We start from the raw sequence: 26,045 nt of genomic DNA on the forward strand, positions 1-26,045 counted from the left end.
TTTTACTTAAGTAGATATCTGAATTTTATATAGAAAGCACGTCCCTGTTTCTGAAGTCTGAAATTGTCATATGCCAGCGCATCAGTAAGATTGGTTACATCAAACGCTACGTTGTATCTTCCGTTCTTCATGGAATAACTTATTCCTATATTGTGAAGAGTTTGTCTTGGGATAATCGGAATATTTCGTGGATTTCCATAGGATTTCCAGTTTTTATAGAACCATTCCGTCATCTGTAGCCCGTAGTAAAGTTCTACACGGCTGTCTTTCTGAAACCAATCATCTTTACCGATGCTTACATTCACATTTCCAAACAGCCAAGGTTGGTTCGGAACATCCTTTTTGTATGTTGCAGAAATAACATCCTCGCTTTTATTGGCAAATTTTGTATTATCTGAAGCTTTGTTGTAGCTCACATTCATTAATACATTCAGGAGTCTTTTATATTGATAACTCAATTCTCCTTCCAGCCCGCGGGTTAAGATATTAGAAAGGTTTTCATATTTAAAAGTACTATTGTACAAATTAGGAACAGTATAAATAAAATCCTTTGTATCACGGATATATCCTGCTCCTTCTATACGGAAAGCATGTGATCCCCAATGATGATTGTAATAGAAACCTGCGTTTACATTATTACTGGTTTCAGGCTTCAGATTCATATTACTGGTAACAGCAACACCATCTCCGAAGATTTCCTGAGGTTCCACCAAACGATAAGAACGTTCAAATGATCCTTTAAGTCCAAAATCTCTCGTAATCTTTACAGTGGTAGCAAAACCATATCCCCAGTTGCTAAAATCATCTTTTGTAGGGTTATCAGTTCTGGTTACCGGATCGAAAACCATTTTCTGAAGTCCTACATGATAATATTTAGCAAAGAAAACATTCGTCCAGTGTCTATTGAAAAAATCCTGCTGATAAGCCATAGACAAAATCTGCTTGGTCATTTTCGCCGGATCAACATCACTTTTCTCTTCTTCCAGTTTATTGTATGTCGTATTTTTAAGATAATCAAATACATAGTTGAAAATCAATTTATGGTTTTCAACTATTTTGTAAGTAGCTCCCAATTGTGAATAAAAACGGTCTTCATGCTGCATAATAATACTTCTGCCTCCTTTCTCACTTGATGCAGAAGGTTCAAAAGTACCATCCCAGCTGTATTTACGCATAAGAGTATCAGTGGCTTTCTGAACACTCTTAGAAAAACCTGCATACACATTCACATCCAGATGATCATTGAAAAGGTTTGCTTTTTTATACTTCAAAAAGTAATTACTTGCTTCTCCGTTTTGCTTTACGCCACCATACACGACATCCTGATTGGAACCAGTTTGTATCTGCTTATCAAAAACAGATTGCGAGGCTCCAACAAAGAAGGAATCGGCCCAACTTTTATTTTCAAGTCCAAATTCAGCCATACCGAAGACTGACTGGTACCTGTCATTAAAACGTTTTACATTTCTCAGTTCATATTCATTTTTAGCCCCATTCCAGATTTTCATATCTTTCATCAGATAATTGTTGTCGGAGTGGTTATAAAAACTGTTGATACGAAGAATAATCCCCGTTTTTTCATCTTTGAACTGCCCATTAAGATTGATGCGCTGGGTATTAAAAGATCCTAAACTTATTCCTGCATCCAGATAATTTTTGCTGCTTCCGGGAGTGATAATATTCACAGCACCACCCATTGCATCCGTACTTAGATGAATAGGTACAACGCCTTTATAAATCTCTACACGATCTGCCATATTTACAGGCAATGTGCTCAGATCTACTCCTTTCCCCAGCATTTCCAATGGAACTCCATCTATGAAGAATTTTACAGCTTTACCGGACATTCCGTTGATAGAGAAGTTATAGTCTGAACCTACTCCACCTTGTTGGCGAACTTTAATCCCAGTTGTTCTGTTCAAAACCTGATTAAGATCTGCTGTGGTATTTGCCAATTTTGCCACGTCAATAGCATTAACAGTAAAAGCACCGTCCTGCAGTGCTTTCACCTTACCTTTTCCGTGTACTATAATTTCATCTACAGCTCCTCGATCCTCAACCAGCTGAATACTTACCGGAGACCCTTCGCTACTGAAGTTCATTTTCTTTTTGAACTTTTTGTAACCACCCAGACTGAAAACTAAAGTAGCTTCTCCTTTTTTGTAATTGATTTTGAAATTTCCGTTTTGATCGGTTTGGGCTTTAATTTTTGTATTTTCCACAAAAATATTCACTCCATTTAATCCCTGTTTTTTGTCATCCTGTACAACTCCCTGAACCGTAAAATCGGTATTCTGTGCTTGAATAAGGGAAATTGAAAGGGTAAAAATGAGAAAGATAAAAATACGTTGATACAATTTCATTATTTATAATTATTATAAATAGCAAAATTAAACGTTACTTATGAATCCTCAAAGGAAAAGACCTTATTATTTTTAATTATTCTAATTAGTTTTAATATTAATTAACATACTTTTGATAACCTAATTTGTAAACAACTCAAATTCAATCATAAATACAGAAATAAAAGTCTATTACATTTTAAAAGCATGAAATAAGTCATATTTAAAATGATACATAATTTAATAGATATCAATCAATTTTTATGGCATTTTAGTAAAAATTCAAGTCAAAATAAATTTAATAAACCTATCTTAACTCAACTTTTCTTATTATTATAGTGGAAAATTTATAGTCTCTTTTTAACGGATAACCTTTTGCATTGCCAGTAGCATCATTTATATTACGAATTATTAAAAATTATAAACATCTTCTGATAAGATGTATCAGTCTTGCGATTCCTTATTTTGTTTGGTTTGCCATGTTTGCAGAAGCCGGATATAAGCGTCAGACTTATAATATTGACATGATACCTCTTGATTTATTTTTCTTATTAGCCGGATTAATAGGTCTTGAAACATTTTATCTGATCTACAGGAAACAAAAAAAACAATATGTAATGAACATATTGCTTTTGATTTTCTTTACGGTTCTGTATTTTGTATTACCACATCGGGATAATTTCAATTAAAACGAACACAAATACAATGTATTCAGACTGTGTTTAAGGTATTGTTTCTACTCCTGATAATTTGAAATTTCCTTTTTCCTCTTTCAGCCAGAAAACAAATTGTGCTCCCTCATGCCCATCACCGAATTCGTTTGGACGATTGATCGTGTATAACACAATATAATCTCTGTCACCAAATCCGGGATCAGATCCGTCTGGGGAAAATTTTGTTTCATTACGTTTAAGCCTTTCTAAAAGTTCTTTATTGAAAATAGCATTGGCATGTTTACTATAAAAAATGTTCTTATTTACGAAAGCTTTTTTCTCAGGTTCTGCTTCAAAGCAAAGGCTGCAATAGATTTTTTGGGTAGTCAATGGTTCCAGTGCTTTATAGTTCTTTTCTGTAATCAGATTGATGATTTGTTGGGTAAATGCCTCAGCTTTGGCTTGTAGCGGCTTTTGGTTATCTTCTGATTTTTGCCCGTAGCAAATGAGTTGTAATCCCAATACAAAAAGTATTGATAGATATTTTGTTAGCTTCATTTTAATATTTTTGTGATTAAGTATTTTAAATTAGCAGGGAAACCACCAATGAATAGATTGTACCCTATTATTTTTAAAGTATATATTAATATGTCCGTCAGAAATATTCTCTTTATCTTCCCTCAGTCTGATCAACTGTACTTTTCCTCTTCCGGGAGAATCCAGCTCGGAAATATTTTTTACGGAATTGGGAAATATTTTTCTAATATCATCAATGGTGGAACTTCCATCTATTTTTATCCCTTTATAAAGAATATAATTTCCATTGAGAAACCAAAATTCATTCACTCCTACTTTCTGTTCGGTATTTTCAAAGCATGATTCATTTTTATATAAGTATTTATCATTCTTTCCATCACCAGTATCTTCAAAAATATAAGTACAAGGCTGCGTTTCTGACATCAGCTTTGTACTGTCTGCCTTTCCGAATACTTTTTCAAAATCTTTCAGTTCAAAAATTCTTTTTAGTTTTCCGTTAAACAATATGTCTTTTTCCAGCATTATCTCATCCTGTCCGTCATCTTCCTGTATGTCATTTTTCACCTCTGTAAACTGAGTAGCTTTCTGATTTACTGAATCGGATTGAGTTTTAGAATCACTGATTTCACTGATAGCTTTAGGTTCTTCTTTGATTTCTTTTTTTTCTTCTTTACAGGAATAAAGGGAAATTGCGAGTAATAAAATTGAAAAATACTTCATAGTTTAGTTTTGATTCATTGCATAAAGACCGGAATTCTGATAAAAAAGTAAACACCTACAACATTTTCAATCCTTGTAACCGGAGATATTTTATAAAAACGAAAATACAAAAAACCATGTATTAAAGTAATTCTAAGTTGAATATTAACTTTTATTATAACAAATTAAGAAACGAATTTTTATTTTTTACTGTTGTTTTTTATTTTGTATTTTTAATACCCATCCTATAATGAAAAAACGTACTCACTAATAATCATGAAATATGCCCAATATTCATCACTTCATCCTCATTGGTTCATCAAAAGAAAAGGTTTTTGATGCACTCAGCAGTCAATCCGGACTATCTGCATGGTGGACGCCTCATACTAAAACCAGCTCAGAACTTGGAAGTATTGCCAGATTTTCTTTTGGTCCTGAGTACTTTAAAGATATGAAAATTACTAAGCTTAGACCTTTTGAAGAAGTTCAGTGGCAATGTATTGCCGGAGCACAAGAGTGGATTGGGACAACCATTACTTTTCAGCTTATATCAGGGAACAAAGAAGTTTTACGAAAAATGCATCCAGAAATCGAAGGACAGATTGAGCAATTAGTCTATGATAGCGGTACGTTACTGATGTTTCATCATGAAGGCTGGAGTTCTTATTCTCCAATGTTTGCCGAATGTAATTATACCTGGGGACAATTTCTGAGAAGTTTAAAATTACTTTGTGAAACCGGAAAAGGTAAACCATGGCCTCATCAACATCGGATCTGAGCTATAGATAGATTAAAAAAATAAAGTTGGGAAACAATTCATTGACTTTTTTATTTCCTAACGCAGATTATTATTCTCTTTATAAATTGAATTATTAATTTCTTTAAGAAAATCCTGGTAACTAAAGCTTGCAGACTTGTGTTTGCAATACTCAAAATAGTCTTTATATCTACACTTTCGGGTGCTGAAAAACTGTCTGAAAATTGAAAGCAAATTCTGAGGGACCGTTTTTCTGAAGATATTCTAACCTTTCCAATGCTTCTTCTACAGTAGGATATTCATTGTCTTTTATCCACCAAAGTACGTAATAAGCTTTTCCATATTTTTGAAACCATTCTTTCCTTCGACGTATAAAATCAACGTGAAATGTTTTATAGGTAAAATATTCCAATGATTCTTTATTTTTCCAAACTGAAAGATTGATGATCACCTGCTCATCATTAAACGGATTAAAACTTGTCGCATTGTCTTCTTCATCCTTTAATCTCCAGATAAATCCTTCACTTTCTTCTGCCAATTGATTTACAGTATCAAAGTGGTCAGAAAATTCTTTCATTACAGGATCTTCAATGTTTACTCCAATCATCCTCGCTACGTTGATTTGTGCTAATTGATACATTTTATTATTTATTGTTTTATGTCTATTATTGTGTAAAAATAGATGCTGCGGCATTAGCATAAAATAACTATCAATTTAGATACTATAAAAAAGATGGAAAAAGAATGTGAAACTTCATATATCAAGGTTGGGGAAAAATCTTATCCATGCGCGGTAAGCTTTGTCATGGATCTCATCGGAGGAAGATGGAAAGGTGTCATTCTCTGTCATTTAAGAAATGGTGACAAACGTTTTGGAGAATTAAAAAAAGAACTTTCTTTTATTACCGAGACCACATTAAGCCTTCAGCTAAGGCAGTTGGAAAAAGATAGTCTTATCACCCGAACCGTTTTCGGAACTAAACCTCCTGTGAAAGTAGTTTACAGTTTGTCTGATCTGGGATTGTCATTTATTCCTTTATTGGATAATATCAATGAATGGGGAAAAGATATTCTTGAAAAGAAAATGACATCTTAAAAATTGATGAAGCTTTGAACACTTACTTTTCAACTTTTAAGATGCCTTTTCATTTATTTCTTCTTTGAGATTTTTTAATAAGCTTTATTCCCTTTAATCGTTAAAGCATGTTTTGTTTTTATTGAAGGGCAACATCTGCCATCTTCTTCAGCATATTCCAGTCTTTCTACGATGATTTTGCCATTTTTGATGGTATCAAAAGCAAAAAGATAGTCCGGTTCATATCCTGCAATCACTTTCACGGTCTTCCCATCGTTCTTGTACAATGATAATCCCTGCCCTATGATCGCATTTCCGCCTTCGGGAGCAATATTCCAATAAATTGCGACATCTTCTATCCCATCGCCTGTAAAATCACCTGTATTAGGAACCTGAAGGTCAATTACTCCGTCATAGGTTTTAAGAATATTGGGTAAATAATCATCAAACTGTTTCATAGCAAGTTTTACAGCTTCGTCCTTTGAAATTCGGTTTTCTGATGATTTTACTTCTTCTGAATGTGTTTTTTGTTCCTGAGAAAGTTGCTTTCCTTCTTTCAGTTCATCATTTTTATTTCCTTTACTTTCTGATTTATTGCAAGCTGTCAAAATTACTGTAAGACATAATAAACCGATAATTTTTTTCATATGTTTTTGTAATGAGTATTTGTTTCTGATGTTATTTAGAAAATTAAATTATTACCTTTTATCTATTACAAACTTAAAAAGTATAGAAGTATAATGCAAATCGGGATAACGCTCATAGCTCCGGCAATCAGAAATACATTTCTATAATAAGATTTAGCTTTGGATTGTGTTTTCCTTACCATCAGATAAGTAACTAATGTTGCGATACCACTCCGATGATAAAAGCCAGCACTCCAATTAAGAGAATTCCCATCACAATATCCGAAGTCTGTATAAATACCTGTAAAAAATTCATTGTTTATTTCAATCTTGATGGATCTAAATTAAAAACAAAACCGGTGGTAACCAAAATTACCACCGGTTTATTTTATAATCAAATGTTAGTGTTTCCTACATTTATTATTTTACTTCTTCTAATATAATAAATACTGATAATCAGCAACTTATAAACTTATGGTACTAATATGGTACAAATAAATTAATAAAAAAGATTAAAGTAAAATATTATGAATCAGCCATCTGAAAAAAAATAATCATTTTATTACTCCCTGATAATCAAAATGATATATCTAATAAGTGACAAAATCGCTCCGAAAAAATTAACTAATTATATTAAAGATTTTCTGATTTGGTACGCATTGGATATCAAATTAGAAATAAAAATGAAGTGGAGTAGCTAAGTTTGTTAGCACACAATTCTAATGCATAAATCGTATCGACTTCGTACAAATTAAATGTACTTTGTAAAAATACGTTTAAGATTTTCTTTTGAGTAATGAGCTTGAATGGTTTTTATTCGTTTGGTAATTTACTGGTTGGCTACACACAGAAAGCAAAAATCTTTAGATTATTTAGATAAAAAAGCCAGCAACAATTTTTTGAGCCGGCTCTTTCCATATGGTAAACTTTTTTTTAGAGTAACTCAAAACCTCCTCCTACGTGAAGAACCGTTCCGTGAACATAGCTTGCATCGTCTGAACTTAGAAATAAACTTCCTTGTGCTACTTCTCTCACTTCACCGAGGCGGCCAATCAAACTCATTTGTGGAACAATATCAGCTTCGGTAATGCCTTTATCTGCAAGAGAAGCCGTAAGCATTGGAGTTCTAATGGCACCTGGTGCTACAGAATTAATTCTAATGCCTTGCACACCGTATTCAAAAGCAGCAGCTTTTGTAAGACCTTCCACTCCGTGTTTGAAAGCTTGATAAGCTGGGTTTCCTAAAATGGGTTTAAATGCATTAATAGATGAAATATTAACAATAGAACCACCAGTACCTTGAGCAACAAATTGTCTTAATTCATATTTCATACACAAAGCAGTTCCTTTTAAATCTACAGCTTGAAGACGGTCATAATATTCCTCATCTAAATCCTGAAAAGAATTGTTGTCTGGTTTTAATGCTGCATTATTCACCGCACAATCTAATCTTCCAAAAGTATCTACGGTAAACTGAACCATCGCTTCCACTTGTTTAGAATCGGAGATATCTACCTTACAAAATGCTGCTTCGCCACCTTTAGCTTTTATTTCTTCCACTACTTGATTTCCTGCTTCTTCATTAAAGTCTGCTACGATAACTTTTGCACCTTCTTCAGCAAATAATTCTGCTGTTGCTTTTCCCATTCCCATTGCGGCACCTGTAATCAGGGCTACTTTATTTTTTAATCTTTCCATATTTTGAAAATTTATATACAGTAAATTTAAACTCAAAAAAAGCTGTATTTTTGACATAAATAATATTTTTTTTGACTAAAATTATAATTCCTTATGCCACGTAAAATTCCGAACCTAGCTATTGAAGAATTTACAAAACGACAAAATATTAATCTTGGCACTTACGATTATTATGTAACCAGTGATCGCGTGCACGATTTACTACGCTATTTCCCTTTAAGACAAAACTCGTATGTGATCTCGATATGCATATCGGGACATATAAAACTAAGAGTGGATGGAGAAGAAATAATTCATAAAGTTGACACCTTAGCCACATTCACCCCTTCTACAATTATCGAAGGATTGGAGATTTCCGAAGATTACAGATGCCTTTTGGTCATATTTCAAAAAAGTTTTTTAGTAGAAACCCTTAATAATATACATTTTTTGGAAAGATTTCGATTTTTAAGTAAAAATGGAATTCAATGTAAACCATTAAAAGAAGTTGAAAAAGACCGATTAACATCGGCTATAGAAATAATGTTAGTAAAACAAAAAGATAAAATTCATCCTTTCAGAAGGGACATTATAAGAAGTTTGATTATAATTCTGTTATATGAAATCGAAAATATGATTGAGGCAGATTTCAAAGACCAGAATTTAAACAACAGCTTCGGAAAGGAAAAGATTTTTTCAAATTACCAACAGCTTTTGAAAGAAAATTATTACAAAGAAAGGAAACTTGATTTTTACGCCACAAAGCTTAACATTTCTAAACAAGCATTAACTAACATTGTAAAAAATAAAACAGGACGTAGTGCTAAAAAGCTCATTGAAGAAATGATTTTGTCTCACGCAAAAATCTTACTCAAGACTGGGAAATATAATGTTTCCGAAGTAGCCACTTTACTCCATTATAATAACCTAGAAGAATTTAGCAGATTCTTCAAAAAAAATTCGGAGACTACACCTTTAAAATTCTCAAAAGAATAAGTAAAAACAGGCAATAAATATATTGGGATGTATAGAAAATAAAGTATTATTTAATATTCTACATTAAAAAACAATCTAGTAAATTAGAATATATCTAATTGCAGCAAAACACTTAATAAAAAGCAAAATTTTTGTTTTAGTTTTGAGAATAGTTATTTTTGATATAATTATATAATTAATGGAAAAATTAGCAGAAAGCATCCACGAAATAATTAAAGGTTATAGAAACCACGATGGAATTTTTTTAACTCAAGAAAATATCATAGAATGGGCAGAGCAATTTGGTGATCAAGCACAATTAGTATTGGGAGAACTAAATAAAATTATGCCCGAAGTATACTTATCCCGAGAAAAAGCAAAATCTTATCTTGAAAAGCATATTAAACACTACATGACATTTTATGGTTATACAAATATTACTAATTTCCTTATGGACACAGAATTTGTTGACCTACAAGAAGCATATAAAAGCCAGCCCGCAATTTTAAAAATTATCGAGGAAATTTTAAATGAGCAGTACGATGAATCCTATATAAAATACTTGACCTTCCCCAAAGTAAATTATATTTATTTTGATGATGTTTTAGCTTCGGGAAGTACTATTGGCAAACAAACTAGAATATTTCTTGAGCGTGAGGATTCAGAAAAGAAAAAATTTTATAAGAAACTTGAAGATAACGAAATCAAATATTCGATTTGTATATTTTGTTTACACCGTTGGGGCTATGAATTCATGAAATATGGCTTAACCAACAAGTATGATGCAAAGTCTATAAATAAGATTAAGCTTAGATTTGACTATGAGGTACAGAACCACAGCAAATTTAATAATCAAAAATTTAATGTTGCAAAACCATTAAAGGGCAATAATGTCATAATTAATACCTACTTAGAAGGTTTAGCTGCGACAAAGCACGGCGATCATGCATACAGAGAAATTAACAGTCCGAAAATCGAACAATTTTTTACTTCTCCTACCAACAGAACAGCTTATGAGACAACCATAACTGAAAAGGGAATAGAAATTTTAAATATGATTCAATCAGAAGTTAAACCCAATTTAAGACCATTAGGTATGATCGGACCAGATTATAAGATTTTTGGGTTGGGTACACACTTTTTTACTTGGAGAAATATTCCTAACAATTGTCCATTAGTTTTTTGGTGGCATGTGACTGGACACAAATGGAAACCCTTGTTTGAATTAGCCAATAGAGGTTTAACAAAAAAAGATTAATTTAGCAATATGAATTCTAACAGAAGAGAATATAAAATTAAGGAAGTGATCACCTTTGCTAAAACTCAAGGCAAATTTGGTGGGCTGTCTAATATGGCTCCTAGTTTTCCTCTTTTTATAAATGAAATAAATATTCAAAGTACGGAAGTATTATATCAAGCTTGTAGGTATTCACTATTTCCACAAATACAGGAAGAAATCATTCGAACACAAAATCCTATGGATGCTAAAAAAATCAGTAGAAAGTATATTGAATATACTCGGCAGGATTGGGATTTTGTAAAGTTTAAAATTATGAAATGGTGTCTTGAAGTAAAATTGATACAAAATTTTGACAAATTTTCAACCGTCATTTTAAATACGGATAGTAAAAGTATTGTAGAATATTCTACGAAGGATGATATCTGGGGGGCAAAGCCTATAAATGCTGACACACTTCAGGGGGTAAATGCTCTAGGTAGGCTTCTTATGGAACTAAGAGAAAAATTAAAGTCACAAGACATCACTAATGATTCCGTAATTTATCCACCGGATATAAGTGGATTTTTACTTTTTGACCACGCAATTAGTGAGACTCATAATGATCAATACTTTATTGGAGACATTGATGACATCTATGCTTATTAAGCATTATTTTTTCTATTCAAAGGTTACGTCCGACCATTATTTTACTTTGCATAATGAAAGACCAACAGTTACTAGCATTAATCGACATCAATAGAGATGCGATTGCTACAAATAGAGGGTTTTATTTCCAATATTTAACAGTTGCAAAAAAATGGCTTGAAAATTACACCTCTAATGTAGATAAGGATATTTTCACCGAAGTAGATGACGATATCAAAGAAGTTGGAGAAGAAATAATTTTTACACAAATCAAATGTTATTCCTCTACATTTAGCTTTCAATCAAAAGAGATCAGAAAAGCCATTCTTAATTTTTTTGCATTATACTTAAAAAATAATGATCAGGTAGAAAATCTTGTATTTGATTTTATAACAAATACAACCGTTGCTAAAACAGAAGATATACTCCATAAATGGATTTCAGAGCAGCCCATTATAAATAAAGAATTACTAAATTTATGTAGTAATAAAATATCTGAAATTCTATTCGATGAAATTCAAAAGAAGTTAGAAAAGAATAATTCTACGAAAAAAGAAGAAAACTCACAGAATATTTCTGATTTTGAAGATATTATTAATGATAAAAACTTAATACAAGATTTCACAGGAAAGATATTTTGGCATTTCGATGAAATTCCTCCTGAAGAAGCTATAATTATTTTAACCAACGAAATTCATCTATTACTTCAAGATCCTATTTTTAGCAGTAGACCAGTTAAGCTATTAATGGAAGCGTTACTTTGTGAGATTTACAGGAGATCACAAGAAAAAAATCCACAAGACCGTAAAGTTACAAATAGCATCTTAAACCAAATTTTAGAAACCAAAGATTCTGAATTAACGAAATATATTGATAAACGGCTATTAAATCTGTTTAATTTCAGATTGGATATTTTAGAAGATAAACTTGTAAATGTTCAAAATATTTTAGACAATTCATTAAAAATTCAAGAGCAGCACAGCGATATATTAAACAAAATAGCAGCTGAATACAAAAAAGCAAATGACTTTTTTCCACATTTTTTAACGACTATACCATTTGTAAATCCAGACAATTTAAATGGACGCAATGATTTAATTGATGATTTAAAGCGTTTATTGTCTGAAAATAAACATATAAGTGTAAATGGAAACGGTGGGATGGGGAAATCCTATTTAATAAAGTCATTTGTTCACAAATTCCATTCAGAGTACGATTATATTTTATGGCTAAATGTTGAATCAGGATTAGTTAATAGTTTGACCACTAATCAACAAATCACATCTTCGCTTAAAATCCCGCCTTTGGAAGCAGAGCAATTTAATGAGGCATTAAATTTAATTGTACATACACTGAACAATATACCAGGTCAAAACCTACTGATAGTAGATAGTTATGATGTTGTAGAGCCAGAAATGGAAATAGTTAAATCGTTACAAAATTGGAATATTATTGCCGGAACAAGATTAAGACTACAAGATTGGAAAGATTTCCCTCTACCCTCATTGGAATTTGAACAAGCGAAAGCTTTATATTTATCCATTGAGAATCAAGATCCAGTAGATGACCAACAACTTGGATTGCTGTTTGACACTGTAGAGTATAATACGCTTGTAATTTCATTAGTAGCCAAAACTATTCAGCAGAGTTTTACATTAACATTAGCTGATGTCTTAAAACATTTTCAGGAAAAAAGTCTTGATGATCAAACTATTCAGGTGCAGCTACAGAACGATTATGGAGAATCATTAAGTCTTTTAATAATTCTTAATAAGACTTTTGACTTATCTAAGCTTGAATCAATTGACAAATATTACCTTAGTTTCTTTGCACTTCTTCCATTAGAGGAAACCAATTTTATTGATTTGGTAGACTGGTTCGGAAAAGCAAGTGTTGCACCTAACACGATAGCATTTACTAACATCATAAATACTTTACACAGCAAGGGATTATTGGAAAGAAATGGTAAAAGAATTACTATGCATAAAATGCTGAGAGAATCTATACTTTACCAAGAGCGTAATGATAGCTCACCATTTTTGAATCAATTATTTAACGTTATAAATCTATCAGCAAGAATAAAAGAAGGATACAACAATAATCTGTCTCAAGCCTTAAGATTTCTGAAATATGGTGAAGCGATTTTAAAGGAAATTAAGGAACCGTTCAGAACGGAAATTTACCAACCAATGTTAATGTTGGAAAATGAAGTCTTAAATATATATGGATGGATTAAAAAAGATACAATGACATCAAGATGGCAAGACCTGATCGATCGTGCTGAAAAACATCTGGATAAAAACGATAGCCTTTTGGGTATTATGTCAAATAATATTGCTTTAACACTAGCAGCGGATGGAGAGTTAGACAAAGCTTTTACTTACTTTGAAAAGGCAATAGAAATTTTAAGTGTAGCTGACAGGAAGGCGATCCCCCATTTATTAATGTCTATGTGCAATATGTCAACACTCTTAATTAATAATGGGAATTTTCCTTTGTTTTTTGATTATTTTGAAAAAATAGAAAAACTTAGAAAAAAGTATGATCTATATGACGACCCTTCATATCCTATACAAGCCCAAATAATGGGATCAGCTTATAATGAATTAAGCAATTTCCCTATGGCGATAAAACTTTATAAAACAGCGATAGAGCTTCATAAAAAGTTACCTGTAGAGTTAAAAAATGATGTTTTTCTTATTAACTATTATCTCAAATTGGGTTACGCACATGTATTAGATAAAGATTTGGAAAATGCTAATCTTGCCGCAAGAATAGCTGGGTCAATATATTTAGACCTAGAACTAAAAGAATTAAATCACCATATTGAAATTCTAAAACTTATGATTTTGATTGCAGAGCTTCAAGGTGATGATGAAGGGGTTAAAATATTAAAAGAAACTCTTAAAAACACACAAAATTAATTCTCTTTAAAAAAATTAAAAAAATCGCATATTTACTATGCGATTTTTTTTTAGAAATTTGAGATTACTATGTCTTTTTGAAGGTCAGACCAACTCATAAACTTTTCAATTCGATCATTATCCGTAGATCTCCGTAGATTAATTCTATAACATAACTGCAATTCATTTGCCTGTAAGTATTTTAACAAAATACTTTTTTTTATTAAAAAAGTAAATCCAGTTGAAGAAGGTTTACACCTTCTCCACGACGGCCCTCCTGTATAGCTATTAATCCATTTTATAGCTTGTACATCATTCTGAATATCGCTCTTGAAAATGTTTAGAAGATTATTTGAAGGAAGACCTAGTTCGGAAAATACATCATTAAAAATATTTGCATTAAGTAAATCTTTCTCACCTCTAAAATTATTGTAAGAAATTTGCAAAAGGGGATAAAGATCCTTAACAGGAAAGGAAGATGCTGTATCCAATAAAGTCGGTAACTCATTTGCATATTTATTTTCTGAGGCTAAGAAAGGCTCAAATGAATTTTTCTTTTCCAAATTCTTAATATCATAACTTTGATGTTTTAGAAAAGCTTTCACTTCAAAATAGCATGTTCCACTTAGCATTTTATAATTATTTGCTCTTTGGTTTCCAAATTCTATAAGAGGTATATATTCAGTATCTCTTTTGATTAAATTTTCAACGATATTATCAAAATCAGAAAATCCGTAAAAGTCTGCTTTACTTAAGTTCTCATCAACGTAGGAAATTTCTTCCGGTCTACTAACCACCTTAATTAGAAGATTAGAAGGATCAAAGACTCTCAATGAACTTTTAAATAAATCAATGAATTTTGAATCAAAACAATTTCGCTTGATTTTTTTGTGAAACACCCTATTTATAGTCTCTTTAAGAGCGTCGTAGTAGGGTGATTGAACTTCGATAACATCAAAGTTGGAATTTATATTATACCTCTGATGGACATTACTTTCATTTTCTTGATCATAATCCTTCCAACCCTTTAAAATAACTTCAGAATGTACACTTTCGAAAAAATTTTCTTCATTATCCATTTCGTTTAGCTTATACATAAGATCATATTGAAAAGAAGAGTAAATGAACTTACTTTTGCTAGGTAATACGATGTCTTCAGAATTTAAAATTAATCGGCTTGCAGAATTTACGTTATCTATGATTTGTTTCTCAATATCTGTCAAAAATAACCCTTCGGAATTTTCAATCGTAAGGAGTACATCTTTCATTGTCTCAGCGATATTGACATGTTCATGAGATAACAGTTTTATAAATTTCTCCTTATATTTTGTAATGATTTTTGGATTGTGTAGTGCTATCGCATGAATTAACACTATACCCCACTCGATCTCATTACTATTACCATTATTAAGAGATCGTTGTATAAAAACTGAAAGCAAATCATCATCTTCTGAAATTAAATCAAATAAGGATTGCAATGATAGTTCTCGGATTTTAACTGCAGGATAATTAAACAACCAAACTAAATGATTTATAACAATTTCTGAAAATGACAATGTTTCTGTATGTTCTACCAAAAATCCATAATGGTTCTCGACTTCCGGTAATCCATAAGCAAGACCTTTGTTAAAACTCAAATTACCGATGTAATAGGAATTAACAGTATTATCTTCGAAATATTCTTTATACTTAAAAAGTTTTCCAAGGGAGCCGGTCAAATCTCCACTGTATTTACCTTTCTGAGTATAATAGCTTTTTAAAAGAAATGTTTTACCATAATTTGCATTAGAATTAAATGTAGTTTGAAAAATATCAAAGTCTAATAGGTTTGTAGATTCTTCGTGCTGAAATAATAAGCTGTCAAATTCATATTCTGAAACTTGCGAAATCACATTTTTTGCTCTTTCAAAGTCTACAGGCATTATCTTATTTGCAATTTTTAAAAGTGCTGCAGACCTTATCGAACGACTTGTCCATTTATTTACAAAATCAAGTATTTTATCAATTTCAAATATGGAGCAATTATCTACTAAATACATAACATCACTATCAGTAAGAACTTGATAAAAAATGTGATCGTGGCGCCAATTAATATTTTTAAAAATATTTCTTAACCACCCATCTAAATCAATATCCTTTTGTAAATATCTTAGAAATGTTGCCTCATTGAATAAATTATCAATTTCATTTACAAAATTAAAAAATAGCTTTTCAAATTCCTTAAATGCATTATTACCTTCTGGAGCATTTAAAATTTCATTTTTTAAATTTTCATACTGCTTCGCAATAACATACTTGCTTTTATCAATAACCAATTTCTGATCATTTGAGAGGAAGCTTTTATAAAAATCAGTAAAAAGCTTATTAATATTTCTTCTTTCTTTTTTTAATAAATTGGCCTTTCGGTTAAAACGTTTTTCTTTAAACTCTTGTTCTAAAAAAGCATTAAACTCATCATAATTCTCAGTAAATAATTGATTTATACTTTCTATTGTTTGAACTGTACTTTCAATGTTTGTACTTACTTCAGCATTCTTATTTTTTCTACTTGAATTAGCTGGATTAATCTCAATATATTCCTCTAATCCAAACTCTACCAGAGAAATTCCGTTTTGCTGCAGAATATTTGCAAAAGCAGGTAAGACATTCCTATCCTCTAACTCAATTAAAGCATTAAACTTAACAATATCAAGTATTTCAAAAATCAATTGATCATCAGAATACTCAATCGCTTTTAGTAGCAATTTCTTTGCAAGATCTAAAAATGTGGATTCGCTTGAACTGGCATCTCTCCAACGCTGCAAAGTTTTTATTAGTGCAAGAAAAAGTTTAAGTTCATCCTTTCCTGATTTTGTGATTAATGATCCTATAATTATTTTGAATGCTTCATTTCTAGATATTGAAGACTCTTCTAACTCCATAAGCTTAAATCCCAAAGAGGGATAAATTTGAATAGCAAATGCTATAAGGTTGGATATAGAAATATGTTCCATTCGACCATTGCCAGCATTATTAAGTTGATTCTGAGTATAAAAAACATCTTCTAATCTTTTTAGAGTACCGTCGGGATCTAATTCGTGAATCATTTTTAAAGGCTCTATTATATTAGTCGATCGATAATCCTTTCGATATCCTAAACCAAATGCTGTATCGAGAATCTGACTGTATAACCTTTTAAAATCATCATTAAATCTCATCCTTCCATATGCATCACAGACTTTTCCAAGATAGGTCGTCAAAGAAACTGTGTCGTGTTCTATTCTAGCTACCTCTTCTGCATATTTTAAAAGCTTAAAAATGATATCTTCAAAATTAAAGCGTTGATTAGTAGAAAGAGTTTTAGCAATTTGTAATCCAACAGAATAATGCCTAAACCCATCTCCGCTTTTATCTTTGTCAATCCAAAAAATAACTAATTTTTCAATTCTTTCTTTTGAAAGCGTTTCGTTAGCAACGGCAAAAATGTTTTTAAATAGATATTTTATACCTGAAGATATGAAACTCTTATCTGTATCCATATCAAATAGTCCTCTAGCACGAGGACGAAATTCTTTAGGTCTCGGGATATATAATGTATCAATTGACTCTTCTAAGGATGCTAATAAATCATCTTCATCACAATTAGCTGAACGATTGTCATTCCATATTTTTGATAATGCAAAAATAGAATCATATATTTCTTCTGCAGGGCTATCAAAGTAGGAAGCATCTATTCGGAGCTCTTCTACGACATTAGGATTAAAAATCCAGAAATATTTCAAATTATTAAATAGTAAAATTATTTCTTCCCTAAGTTCATACTTATTATGTTTATCATCAACAACATTATCAAAAAGCTTTGGGGCTGGCATATCCCTATAAGGGAATAATTCTAGCATTTCTTTATTGCTAAAAAATTTAGTACAAAGTACAATCAACTTTAAATAGCGATTGTCTGAAAACTTACTGAAGTCAACTTTTTTAAGAAGTGTGACAGCTTCTTTTTTTTGGGCGGGTATTGATAGTAAGAGCTTTATTACAGCGATCTCTACTTCTGGATAAAATTCGCTATCGAGTAATTTTGTTCTTAGCAAAAACAATTTTTTTGACTGATTATGTTCAACCAAATAATCGAGAATTTCTAATTTTATCTTTGTATTAGTCTTTCTATTCGCTTCTTCCGGATAATATTTTCGTTTAAAACTTCTGTTATTTCTGTTTGATTGTACCCATTTGATTTTGTCGATATTGTCAAATATTTCTAGAATATTGTCCTTAACCAATGCTTCCGCTTTATACTGAATAGTTAAATTTTTGACACTTTTATCAATCATAGATTTTGAAAAGCCCTGTTTGATTACGGCCGCAGGCAATATATTGCCAGTTTTTTGGTAATATTTACCTATATAATGACAAAAATATTCCTTACTAGTTAATACAAAATCTCCATCCCAAATAGTCCTTAAGCTATTGGCTGTATGACCCGAGTTTAGTAATAACATAGTAAAGTCAATTCCCGAATGGCCTAAATTATCTTTAGCTTGAGCAAATTGATCTTTAATAAAAGCAATTCTAGTAAATTCAGAAAGTGAAGCCTTTTCTATAGTGGCTTTCATTGCGATATCAAGATTATCTTCAATTTCATTCTGGCCCCGATAATTTTCCCAACTAGCCTTGACCCATTCTGACGTTGTTGAAGTGATTATAGTATCATAGTCTCCAATTTCGTAAAGGTGCTTAAAATAATTTCTGAATGCCTCATCTGAAAAAGGATTTATTCTGTAAAAATTAACTAAAGCATTATTAAACTTGTTCTTTAGATCTAAAGTTTTTGATATGATAAACTCACGAAAACTATTATGGAAAATAGAAAATGATCTACCATCTATTTGTTTAAGGAGATAGGAAAAGCGGTTTACAATATTTTCAACCTCGGTAATTGGCCTATTTTCTCCAGCTAAAACAAGTATTTGATGTAAAGTTTCTAAAGATGTATTTTCCTTTCTGTAAGCTAACACAGCTAGAACCCATTTAGAGAGAGAATCATCTACAATTTTCTGGAAAAGATAGTCGTGGTAATAATTTATTTCACCATTTTTTAAAACTGGAAAATCTTTTAAAACCGATTCATAATTATTGCTATCTTCTTTCAGAAGAACTTCTGAAATGTAATGCAAATAAACAGGAATGCCACCAGAAACCCGCTCAATAATATCAATAAATTCGGGACTTTGAATACCTTTTTTATTCAAGTATTCAAGAATTTCCGGCTGAGAAAAAGGGTTAACTACAATATGTCTTCGGCTATCAGAATCAATAATCTGTTTGACAGATGGTGACAGTAATGAAGAATATTGTGAACTTAAGATAAAAAATATGTTTTCTGGTAGAGCTCCTTTAATGACATTTAATAAGGATCCGTCGCCAATAGTTGTATCTCTATGCACATGATCCAAGCCATCAACTATAAAAATAATTTTTTTGTTAAGTGAACTTAGTTTATCCAGATATCTAATTAATTTTTCCTCAAAATTTGTTGAAAATAAACCAGGAAGATCAACGTCCGGAAAATATTTTTCAATGCTTATACATAATGATTTTAGGAAATATGATGACTTGTGGCGAAGCTCCCCAAAATTATTACTAACATCGGGTATAAAACAATAGTAGGCTAAAATACTTGATGGCTCTTCTTCTTTAAATTTTGTAAGAGCTGTTGATTTTCCGATACCAGGAAGTCCTTCAATAAATATATAGCCATTGCTTAGCTGAGTTAAACTACTCCTAAGCTTCTCAAAAAAACTTTCATTACTTACATAACTTTCATCATCAACAACCTTAAAATAATGAGACAGTTTATCATCAAATCTATCTAAAATACCAAGTTCTTTAAGTACAAGATCCTTCGTAATTTTTTCGCCCGAAATGCACCATTTTACAACTGCATTAATAAGCTTTTCAAATAGTTCAGTTTCAATACCCAGCGTCTCCAATTTATATTTAATACTATTTTGAATCTCTTCAATGCTATCTTGACGAAACTTAAAATCTAAACATCTCAAAAACTCATTAAAAGAGTTATCATCTAATGAACACTCATTTTGTATTTTACTTAAAACAACCTTATAATCGTCATAAACTGCAAGATTTTTTAATTGATTTGAATCATCTAAACGATCAATAATATTATTACGCAGGTCTGTAAGTCCAAAATTAATATCTTCGGAAGGGCGTTTTACATTGCTTTCTTTTTTTGTAGTAAATAAAGTAATAGAAAAGTCTTTACCTGTATTTTTCACACTCTGATATCCTTCTGCCAACTGCTTAAATAGAGATTTCTTCAAAATTTTTCCTTCATCATTCTTTTCAGACTTTAACATGCTGTATATCGTGTATGTCTTCTCTTCATCAAGCGCCCACTTCACCTGAAAATACTCAATCTTCGAATGTCGATAAATAATTATATCATCAATGTGGTTTCCTTCCTCATAATTTTCTAATCTTACCTGCAAAATATCTGAATTGAAAAACAAGCATTCTATAATTTTTAAAGCGGCGACGTTGTTTTGATAATAAAATCCTGCCTGCGATGCGGAACCCTCCATGAATTTTTGTTTTTAAATGATTAATAATTGTTAGTTTTATATGAACTAAACAAAAAAGTTTTCCAGCTAAAAATACGAATTTTGCTCTTCATTTTGTATCTAAAAAAAACGTCTACAAAAGGAATCCAAAAATTTTAAACTACAATATTGCTCGGAAGAAACTAATTCAAAAACGGTAAAGTATAATATCTAAATATTGCACTGCATTGCAACAACTTTAGGATGTATAAAAAATTTGTTAGAAAACATATCACAGAAATGATGTTTGAATATATTATAAAAATAGAACCAAAGAAGTTTAAAAAAATAGTTAGTTTCTAAAATACCAATCCACAAATGCCATACTACATACATAAATACTTACCATCCGAACATCAAGATATGCTTCATGGTGAAAGAATTGTTGAAATTGAAAAAGCCCATCCTTTTGAAAGTCTCAATTTTGAAGGACCATATAATAATCTGAAAGACATAAAATCTGATTCAACTATTTATAAAAATTTGTTAGAAAGTAATCCAAGGAGAGCTCAAAAAATATTTGAAGAAAAATTCATCGTCCGAGTTAAAAACATTATCGTTTTTCCAGATTTAAAGGACAATGTTTTTATGGGTTTCATTTATAAAATAATGCAACACTCACTCAATGGACGCATAAGTTCAGACGATGTTTCAGGAATACATTTAATTTCGGAAAAAGTAAAAATTATTGAAGTGATAAAAGAAGAGCTTGATCTTGGGATAAAGAAATGTATAATAGAAGTTTTTAATGAACGAACAGGGAAATGGATTTTAAAATCAGAACCTACGACATTTTTCCCTGAACACTGGGATTTGCAATTACTCATTAATGAATGTTATTTTGCTTTTTCAACTAAAATTCAAATAAATAATTATACATTTCAAGGAGTTACAAGCCAGGGAATAACACTCGAATTTATAATAAAAAATGGTGAACTGAGAACAGTATATCCTTTAATTGAGCATTTAAATTAGATAGAATATTTTAAAATTTTTTGAAGGCATTATTACTTTTTTTAAATAGTTAAATGAATTATAACAAAAACTTAAATTCACAATATATTGATATAAGTTTGTAATTTTGTAACGATTTATTTTTTGTTTGATGCACCATTTCTATCGCTTTTTTATTTTATGGATTATCCTGATATCCAATTGTTTTCTTGCACAAACGAAAGAAGATCTCGCTACTTTGAAGCAAACTGTCTTGCAGTCTGTCCAAAATGACAATACACTATATTCTCAATACATTGACTACTACTCTAACATCAATCCTGTAGAAGGTAATGCTATAAGAATTAAATCATTAGTAATTAGGGGAAAATATATTGAAGCGACTAAAATTCTTGATAGTCTGAGAATCCAAAATGAAAAAAATAATGAGCCAGAAGTAGTATTCCAATATCATTGGATGGCATTTCAACTTTCTAATTTTTTAGGAATAAAATCGGATGCATATAATCATAAATTAGAGATTATTAAAACTTATCCGAAAGTCCCTATTCGAAATTCATTTGAACTACTTGTAGATTTACATTCCCTTGACTTTTTTAAAGATAAAGATCAGAGGCAATATATTTTGAATTTACTGGATTTTTATCACAAAGAAAAAAATTACTATTTGATAGGTCGCTGCTATTATTATTTAGGAGAAATCGAGTTAAAAAGTATGGATTACAGGAAGGCCTCTGCTTATTTTTCGAAATCGATCCAATATAGTAATATTAACAGCAAAGATTCTATCTCAAAAATTTATCCCTACATAGGTCTAGCAGAAATCCAATTAGCAGAGGATAAAAATGTTTCATCTTTCAAGATTCTTCAATCATTAAAAAATACAGTTATTGCTTCGCCTGATGTTTTATTAAAAGAAAAATATTATCGTTTATATGCCAATGCATCTGCTTTAAATAAAGCGGTTAAAGACGTGAAATGGGCTAATGATAATTTTTTTAATATCATTGACAACAACAATATTATAAGAATTAAAGCTAGATCTTCACTAGCAAATAATATTGAGAACAATTACGAAAGAAAACTTCTCTCAGAAAAAAGAATATGGAAATATATAATAGTGATTACATCATTATTATCGCTCCTAATTATCGCTATCATATTTTGTGCAATTTATTTTAGAAAAAAGAGACTAAAACTTGATTCTTCTACCAAAGATAAACATATAGCAGAAGACCAAAAATTGTTGATTATTTCAGATAAAACCGAAAAAGAAATTTTACAGAAACTAGACGATTTTGAAAAAACAAACAAATTTATACGTTCAAATCTTTCCGTTAAAAGTCTATCACAGTCATTTGACACAAATTCCCGCTATCTCTCAGAAATAATTAATAAGCATAAAGACACCAACTTTAATACGTATTTAAACAATCTAAGGATTAACTATATTATTGACAAACTTAATACAGATCCAAACTACAGAAAATATAAAATAAGTTACTTAGCAGAAGAATGCGGTTTTTCGACTCACAGTTTATTTACTACAGTCTTTAAAAATAAGGTAGGTATGTCCCCTGCAGAATACATTAAGAAAATTGAAAGCTAAATGAAAAATTTATTTAGCATAATACTAATTCTCCTTTTTGCATGTTTTTCATCGCAATCAAAGAATTCTGCCTTGATAGAAGCGAAAAAACTTGTTTACGTCAATCCTGAACAGGCAATAAAGAAGGCCGATTCAGTTATGAAAAATACTAATAGCATTGAGATCAAAACTGCTGCAATGATTACTATTATCAATGCACAGTTGTTGCTTGGTCAATCTAAAAAAGTTATTGATAATTGTAATAAGGTCATTATATGGGCAAAAGAAAGTAAAGAACCTTTCCAGGAAATAAAGCTGCTTTCAATGCTTGGTAACCAATATCAGACAATGTTAATGACTGAAAATGCAAAAATCTACCTTGACAAAGCAGAAAATAAAATGGATAGTATAAAAGTACCAGATTCATTGCTTTTCTTAAAGGGAAATCTCTACAATATGAAAGGAATGGTATTTAGAGATGAACTGAATTGTGAATTTGCATTAAAGTATTTTGAAAAAGCTTTAAAAGTATATGAGATTCAACGCAATGATAAACTTGCAATCACAAATCAAGCTCTAATAAATATACAAAAAGGCTCATGTCTTATTGCTCAAGGAGACCTTGACAAAGCTGAGGAATGTTTTAATAAAGTTATTAACTCAAATTTTAATCTCGGCAATAATAGATATTTTGCCTTAATCAGTCTTGCAGAAATTTTTATAAAGAAAGGAATGCTAAATCAAGCAGATGACATTTTAAAAAATGTTCCCATAAAAGAATTAGAAGAAAATGACTCTGATTTAAGTAGCCAATTTTATTCCACTATAATTAGTCTTAGTCTTGCAATGGACAATGTAAAGGACTATAATATGTATCTAAGTAAGTATTTGAAATATTCCCGAATAGCGGAACAAAATCAGGCAAAAAAAATAGATTCTTTTATATACGATTCTGATATTAAAAATAAAGAATCATTAAATAAAAACCAAAAATACCAAATATCATTCTACCTATTATTCAGCCTTTTTTTAATTTTATTGCTATTTTCAATCTGGAAAAGACATTTTCAAGGCTAATATTAAGTATTCATTAAACTTAACTATAATCAACTAAATTCCAGAAACTTAAATAGTTTAAGAACCTTTCATATTTAAGAAAAATAACAAAAATCTGAAAGTAGAACTAATTTTCTTATTGGTTTTTCTTCATAATTTTGATTTCACAGAATCAGATTTCTCTCCACATAATCTTTATCAGATAAATAATCCGTCAACATAAATTTTGACGTAAATTTTTGTTGAAAAAAATTAATGTGAGAGAATTGAGACAAGGTAAAATTAATCAAAATTTAAAATTTTTAGATATGAAGAAAATCAACTTTTTAGCTATACTTTTAGCAAACCTAATCACAGCACAATCAATATCTTTAGTTAAAGATATCTATCCCGGTGTAAATGGGTCTTCACCTCAATATCTTGTTAATTTCAATAACAAGGTTTATTTTTCCGCCAATCATCCCGATTATGGTTCCGAGCTATGGGTATCGGATGGAACCGCAAGTGGAACAAATATAATATCAGATATTCTAACAGGTAGTACAGGTCAGATTCCTGTATATATGACAGTTTTTAACAATAAAATTTATTATTCAGCATTACTTTCAGACAGCAGTCATCCGAATGGACTTTACAGCTATGATGAAGTAAACGGGCTAAAGCTTGTCTCTGAAAATTACAAATGGTCATCTTATTTTACTTTAGCCAATAATAATCTTTACTTTTTAAATAATAGCTACATTTTTCAGATGAATGCAGAAGGTGCCATTCAGAAAATAAATGAAAGCACGTATAGTAACGGCTATATGGGCAGCATCAATGGAAATCTTATCTTTGGAGGGCGCCCTTCAACAGATACAAGCTACTCATTCCAACTTTACAAATTTGATGGTCAAACAACAAGTTTACTAAAAACAATAAATCCGACCAGCACATCACAACCGCAGGAATTCTTCTACAGCTCGGCACTTGGAAAAACTTTATTTAGTGCTTCCGATAACACAACATCTACAGAACCTTGGATTACCGATGGGACTGAAACTGGTACATACAGGTTGAAAGATATTAATACAGCCAGTCAATATTCGGGATCAAATCCTAACAGTTATAGACAGATCGGAGATAAAGTTGTTTTTGTTGCAACTAACTCTAATAATGGAACTGAGCTATATATTACTGATGGGACTGAATCGGGAACTAAAATACTGAAAGATATAAATGCGGGAAGTGGAAGTTCTAATCCAACGAAGCTTACATACTTAAATGACAAAATTTACTTCTTTGCAAATGACGGAACAAATGACGCTCAATTATGGGAGACAGACGGCACAGAAACAGGAACTAAATTAACATTGAAATTAAATCCTGGGAGCACCAATTTTACTTTGGGTGATATGATTGCTAAAGATGATTATCTATTAGCTTCCATAAAGATGGGAGTTACGCCTGGACAGGAATTATATAAAATTGAAGTACCGAGCGGAACTTTATCTGCAAATGATAATAATAAGGCAAAAATAGCACTCTACCCAAATCCGACATCGGGAGATATTTATTTCAGCAATTTAAAAGCAGGGCAATTTGAACTATTTGATTTAAGCGGCAAAAAAATTCAATCCGGAGTAGTTAATTCTGATTCAAAAATTAAGTTGTCAGCTAAACCGGGTAACTACATTATAAAAACAGTTTCCGAACAAGGAAAATTATTACATACAACAAAAGTAATTATAAAGTAAT

At 30.9% G+C, this 26,045-nt stretch carries 18 protein-coding genes; 11 read left to right on the forward strand and 7 right to left on the reverse strand.

Going from position 1 to position 26,045, the window contains the following annotated elements; all coding sequences use genetic code 11:
* Positions 1-2 precede the first annotated feature (2 nt).
* On the reverse strand, positions 3-2,363 hold the full coding sequence (locus BBI01_RS18645) for a TonB-dependent receptor (RefSeq protein WP_065396151.1): 2,361 nt from the start codon (positions 2,361-2,363) through the stop codon (positions 3-5).
* A gap of 359 nt (positions 2,364-2,722) precedes the next feature.
* Here BBI01_RS18645 and BBI01_RS18650 point away from each other — a divergent pair, with 359 nt between their 5' ends.
* Positions 2,723-3,031: a hypothetical protein gene (locus BBI01_RS18650; RefSeq protein ID WP_123862175.1), complete on the forward strand. Its 309-nt coding sequence runs from the start codon at positions 2,723-2,725 to the stop codon at positions 3,029-3,031.
* A 33-nt stretch (positions 3,032-3,064) separates the two neighbouring features.
* Here BBI01_RS18650 and BBI01_RS18655 read toward each other — a convergent pair whose 3' ends face one another.
* On the reverse strand, positions 3,065-3,553 hold the full coding sequence (locus tag BBI01_RS18655) for a hypothetical protein (protein WP_065396153.1): 489 nt from the start codon (positions 3,551-3,553) through the stop codon (positions 3,065-3,067).
* A gap of 30 nt (positions 3,554-3,583) precedes the next feature.
* Positions 3,584-4,252 carry a hypothetical protein gene (locus tag BBI01_RS18660; RefSeq protein ID WP_065396154.1) on the reverse strand — a complete coding sequence of 223 codons (669 nt, stop codon included), beginning with the start codon at positions 4,250-4,252 and terminating at the stop codon, positions 3,584-3,586.
* A 262-nt stretch (positions 4,253-4,514) separates the two neighbouring features.
* Here BBI01_RS18660 and BBI01_RS18665 point away from each other — a divergent pair, with 262 nt between their 5' ends.
* Positions 4,515-5,009 carry an SRPBCC family protein gene (locus tag BBI01_RS18665; protein ID WP_065396155.1) on the forward strand — a complete coding sequence of 165 codons (495 nt, stop codon included), beginning with the start codon at positions 4,515-4,517 and terminating at the stop codon, positions 5,007-5,009.
* 169 nt (positions 5,010-5,178) lie between these two features.
* On the opposite strand, the gene BBI01_RS18670 is transcribed toward BBI01_RS18665, so the two are convergent.
* Positions 5,179-5,628, reverse strand: a complete 450-nt coding sequence (locus tag BBI01_RS18670; RefSeq protein ID WP_065396156.1) for a DUF3291 domain-containing protein — start codon at positions 5,626-5,628, stop codon at positions 5,179-5,181.
* Positions 5,629-5,721: 93 nt separating this feature from the next.
* Here BBI01_RS18670 and BBI01_RS18675 point away from each other — a divergent pair, with 93 nt between their 5' ends.
* Positions 5,722-6,084, forward strand: coding sequence for a winged helix-turn-helix transcriptional regulator (locus BBI01_RS18675; protein WP_065396157.1), 363 nt, complete (start codon positions 5,722-5,724; stop codon positions 6,082-6,084).
* A gap of 74 nt (positions 6,085-6,158) precedes the next feature.
* Here the strand turns inward: BBI01_RS18675 and BBI01_RS18680 are convergent, their stop codons facing one another.
* Complete coding sequence (locus BBI01_RS18680; protein ID WP_065396158.1) at positions 6,159-6,710, reverse strand: membrane lipoprotein lipid attachment site-containing protein; 552 nt, start codon at positions 6,708-6,710, stop codon at positions 6,159-6,161.
* 912 nt (positions 6,711-7,622) lie between these two features.
* The gene (locus tag BBI01_RS18685; protein WP_065396159.1) at positions 7,623-8,387 is read right to left on the reverse strand and encodes an SDR family NAD(P)-dependent oxidoreductase; all 765 of its coding nucleotides are present in this window, start codon (positions 8,385-8,387) and stop codon (positions 7,623-7,625) included.
* A gap of 93 nt (positions 8,388-8,480) precedes the next feature.
* Between BBI01_RS18685 and BBI01_RS18690 the strand changes: the two genes are divergently transcribed.
* The 4 genes from BBI01_RS18690 (at position 8,481) to BBI01_RS18705 (ending at position 14,129) form a co-directional block, all read left to right on the forward strand.
* Positions 8,481-9,362 (forward strand): helix-turn-helix domain-containing protein, encoded by an 882-nt coding sequence (locus tag BBI01_RS18690; RefSeq protein WP_083190153.1) that lies wholly within the window; start codon positions 8,481-8,483, stop codon positions 9,360-9,362.
* Positions 9,363-9,540: 178 nt separating this feature from the next.
* On the forward strand, positions 9,541-10,599 hold the full coding sequence (locus BBI01_RS18695; RefSeq protein WP_065396161.1) for a phosphoribosyltransferase-like anti-phage protein: 1,059 nt from the start codon (positions 9,541-9,543) through the stop codon (positions 10,597-10,599).
* A gap of 9 nt (positions 10,600-10,608) precedes the next feature.
* The gene (locus BBI01_RS18700) at positions 10,609-11,226 is read left to right on the forward strand and encodes an NADAR family anti-phage protein (protein ID WP_065396162.1); all 618 of its coding nucleotides are present in this window, start codon (positions 10,609-10,611) and stop codon (positions 11,224-11,226) included.
* A 53-nt stretch (positions 11,227-11,279) separates the two neighbouring features.
* A complete protein-coding gene (locus BBI01_RS18705; protein WP_065396163.1) occupies positions 11,280-14,129 on the forward strand; it encodes a tetratricopeptide repeat protein in 2,850 nt (949 codons plus the stop codon).
* A gap of 50 nt (positions 14,130-14,179) precedes the next feature.
* Here BBI01_RS18705 and BBI01_RS18710 read toward each other — a convergent pair whose 3' ends face one another.
* Positions 14,180-20,692, reverse strand: a complete 6,513-nt coding sequence (locus BBI01_RS18710; protein ID WP_065396164.1) for an NACHT domain-containing protein — start codon at positions 20,690-20,692, stop codon at positions 14,180-14,182.
* 336 nt (positions 20,693-21,028) lie between these two features.
* On the opposite strand from BBI01_RS18710, the gene BBI01_RS18715 reads away from it, so the two are divergent.
* The 4 genes from BBI01_RS18715 (at position 21,029) to BBI01_RS18730 (ending at position 26,044) form a co-directional block, all read left to right on the forward strand.
* Positions 21,029-21,685: an EndoU domain-containing protein gene (locus tag BBI01_RS18715; RefSeq protein WP_065396165.1), complete on the forward strand. Its 657-nt coding sequence runs from the start codon at positions 21,029-21,031 to the stop codon at positions 21,683-21,685.
* A 217-nt stretch (positions 21,686-21,902) separates the two neighbouring features.
* The gene (locus BBI01_RS18720) at positions 21,903-23,273 is read left to right on the forward strand and encodes a helix-turn-helix domain-containing protein (protein WP_165602273.1); all 1,371 of its coding nucleotides are present in this window, start codon (positions 21,903-21,905) and stop codon (positions 23,271-23,273) included.
* Positions 23,274-24,329 (forward strand): tetratricopeptide repeat protein, encoded by a 1,056-nt coding sequence (locus tag BBI01_RS18725; RefSeq protein ID WP_065396167.1) that lies wholly within the window; start codon positions 23,274-23,276, stop codon positions 24,327-24,329.
* A gap of 287 nt (positions 24,330-24,616) precedes the next feature.
* The gene (locus BBI01_RS18730) at positions 24,617-26,044 is read left to right on the forward strand and encodes a T9SS type A sorting domain-containing protein (protein WP_123862176.1); all 1,428 of its coding nucleotides are present in this window, start codon (positions 24,617-24,619) and stop codon (positions 26,042-26,044) included.
* Position 26,045 lies beyond the last annotated feature (1 nt).

This window comes from Chryseobacterium artocarpi, assembly GCF_001684975.1.
GTDB lineage: Bacteria > Bacteroidota > Bacteroidia > Flavobacteriales > Weeksellaceae > Chryseobacterium > Chryseobacterium artocarpi.

Excerpts from the sequence above, each read along its gene's own strand:
- BBI01_RS18660 (WP_065396154.1), bottom strand. The coding sequence starts at position 4,252 with ATGAAGTATTTTTCAATTTTATTACTCGCAATTTCCCTTTATTCCTGT.
- BBI01_RS18670 (WP_065396156.1), bottom strand. The coding sequence starts at position 5,628 with ATGTATCAATTAGCACAAATCAACGTAGCGAGGATGATTGGAGTAAAC.
- BBI01_RS18710 (WP_065396164.1), bottom strand. The coding sequence starts at position 20,692 with ATGGAGGGTTCCGCATCGCAGGCAGGATTTTATTATCAAAACAACGTC.
- BBI01_RS18705 (WP_065396163.1), top strand. The coding sequence starts at position 11,280 with ATGAAAGACCAACAGTTACTAGCATTAATCGACATCAATAGAGATGCG.
- BBI01_RS18675 (WP_065396157.1), top strand. The coding sequence starts at position 5,722 with ATGGAAAAAGAATGTGAAACTTCATATATCAAGGTTGGGGAAAAATCT.
- BBI01_RS18685 (WP_065396159.1), bottom strand. The coding sequence starts at position 8,387 with ATGGAAAGATTAAAAAATAAAGTAGCCCTGATTACAGGTGCCGCAATG.
- BBI01_RS18715 (WP_065396165.1), top strand. The coding sequence starts at position 21,029 with ATGCCATACTACATACATAAATACTTACCATCCGAACATCAAGATATG.
- BBI01_RS18695 (WP_065396161.1), top strand. The coding sequence starts at position 9,541 with ATGGAAAAATTAGCAGAAAGCATCCACGAAATAATTAAAGGTTATAGA.
- BBI01_RS18725 (WP_065396167.1), top strand. The coding sequence starts at position 23,274 with ATGAAAAATTTATTTAGCATAATACTAATTCTCCTTTTTGCATGTTTT.
- BBI01_RS18665 (WP_065396155.1), top strand. The coding sequence starts at position 4,515 with ATGCCCAATATTCATCACTTCATCCTCATTGGTTCATCAAAAGAAAAG.
- BBI01_RS18690 (WP_083190153.1), top strand. The coding sequence starts at position 8,481 with ATGCCACGTAAAATTCCGAACCTAGCTATTGAAGAATTTACAAAACGA.
- BBI01_RS18700 (WP_065396162.1), top strand. The coding sequence starts at position 10,609 with ATGAATTCTAACAGAAGAGAATATAAAATTAAGGAAGTGATCACCTTT.
- BBI01_RS18730 (WP_123862176.1), top strand. The coding sequence starts at position 24,617 with ATGAAGAAAATCAACTTTTTAGCTATACTTTTAGCAAACCTAATCACA.
- BBI01_RS18645 (WP_065396151.1), bottom strand. The coding sequence starts at position 2,363 with ATGAAATTGTATCAACGTATTTTTATCTTTCTCATTTTTACCCTTTCA.
- BBI01_RS18655 (WP_065396153.1), bottom strand. The coding sequence starts at position 3,553 with ATGAAGCTAACAAAATATCTATCAATACTTTTTGTATTGGGATTACAA.
- BBI01_RS18680 (WP_065396158.1), bottom strand. The coding sequence starts at position 6,710 with ATGAAAAAAATTATCGGTTTATTATGTCTTACAGTAATTTTGACAGCT.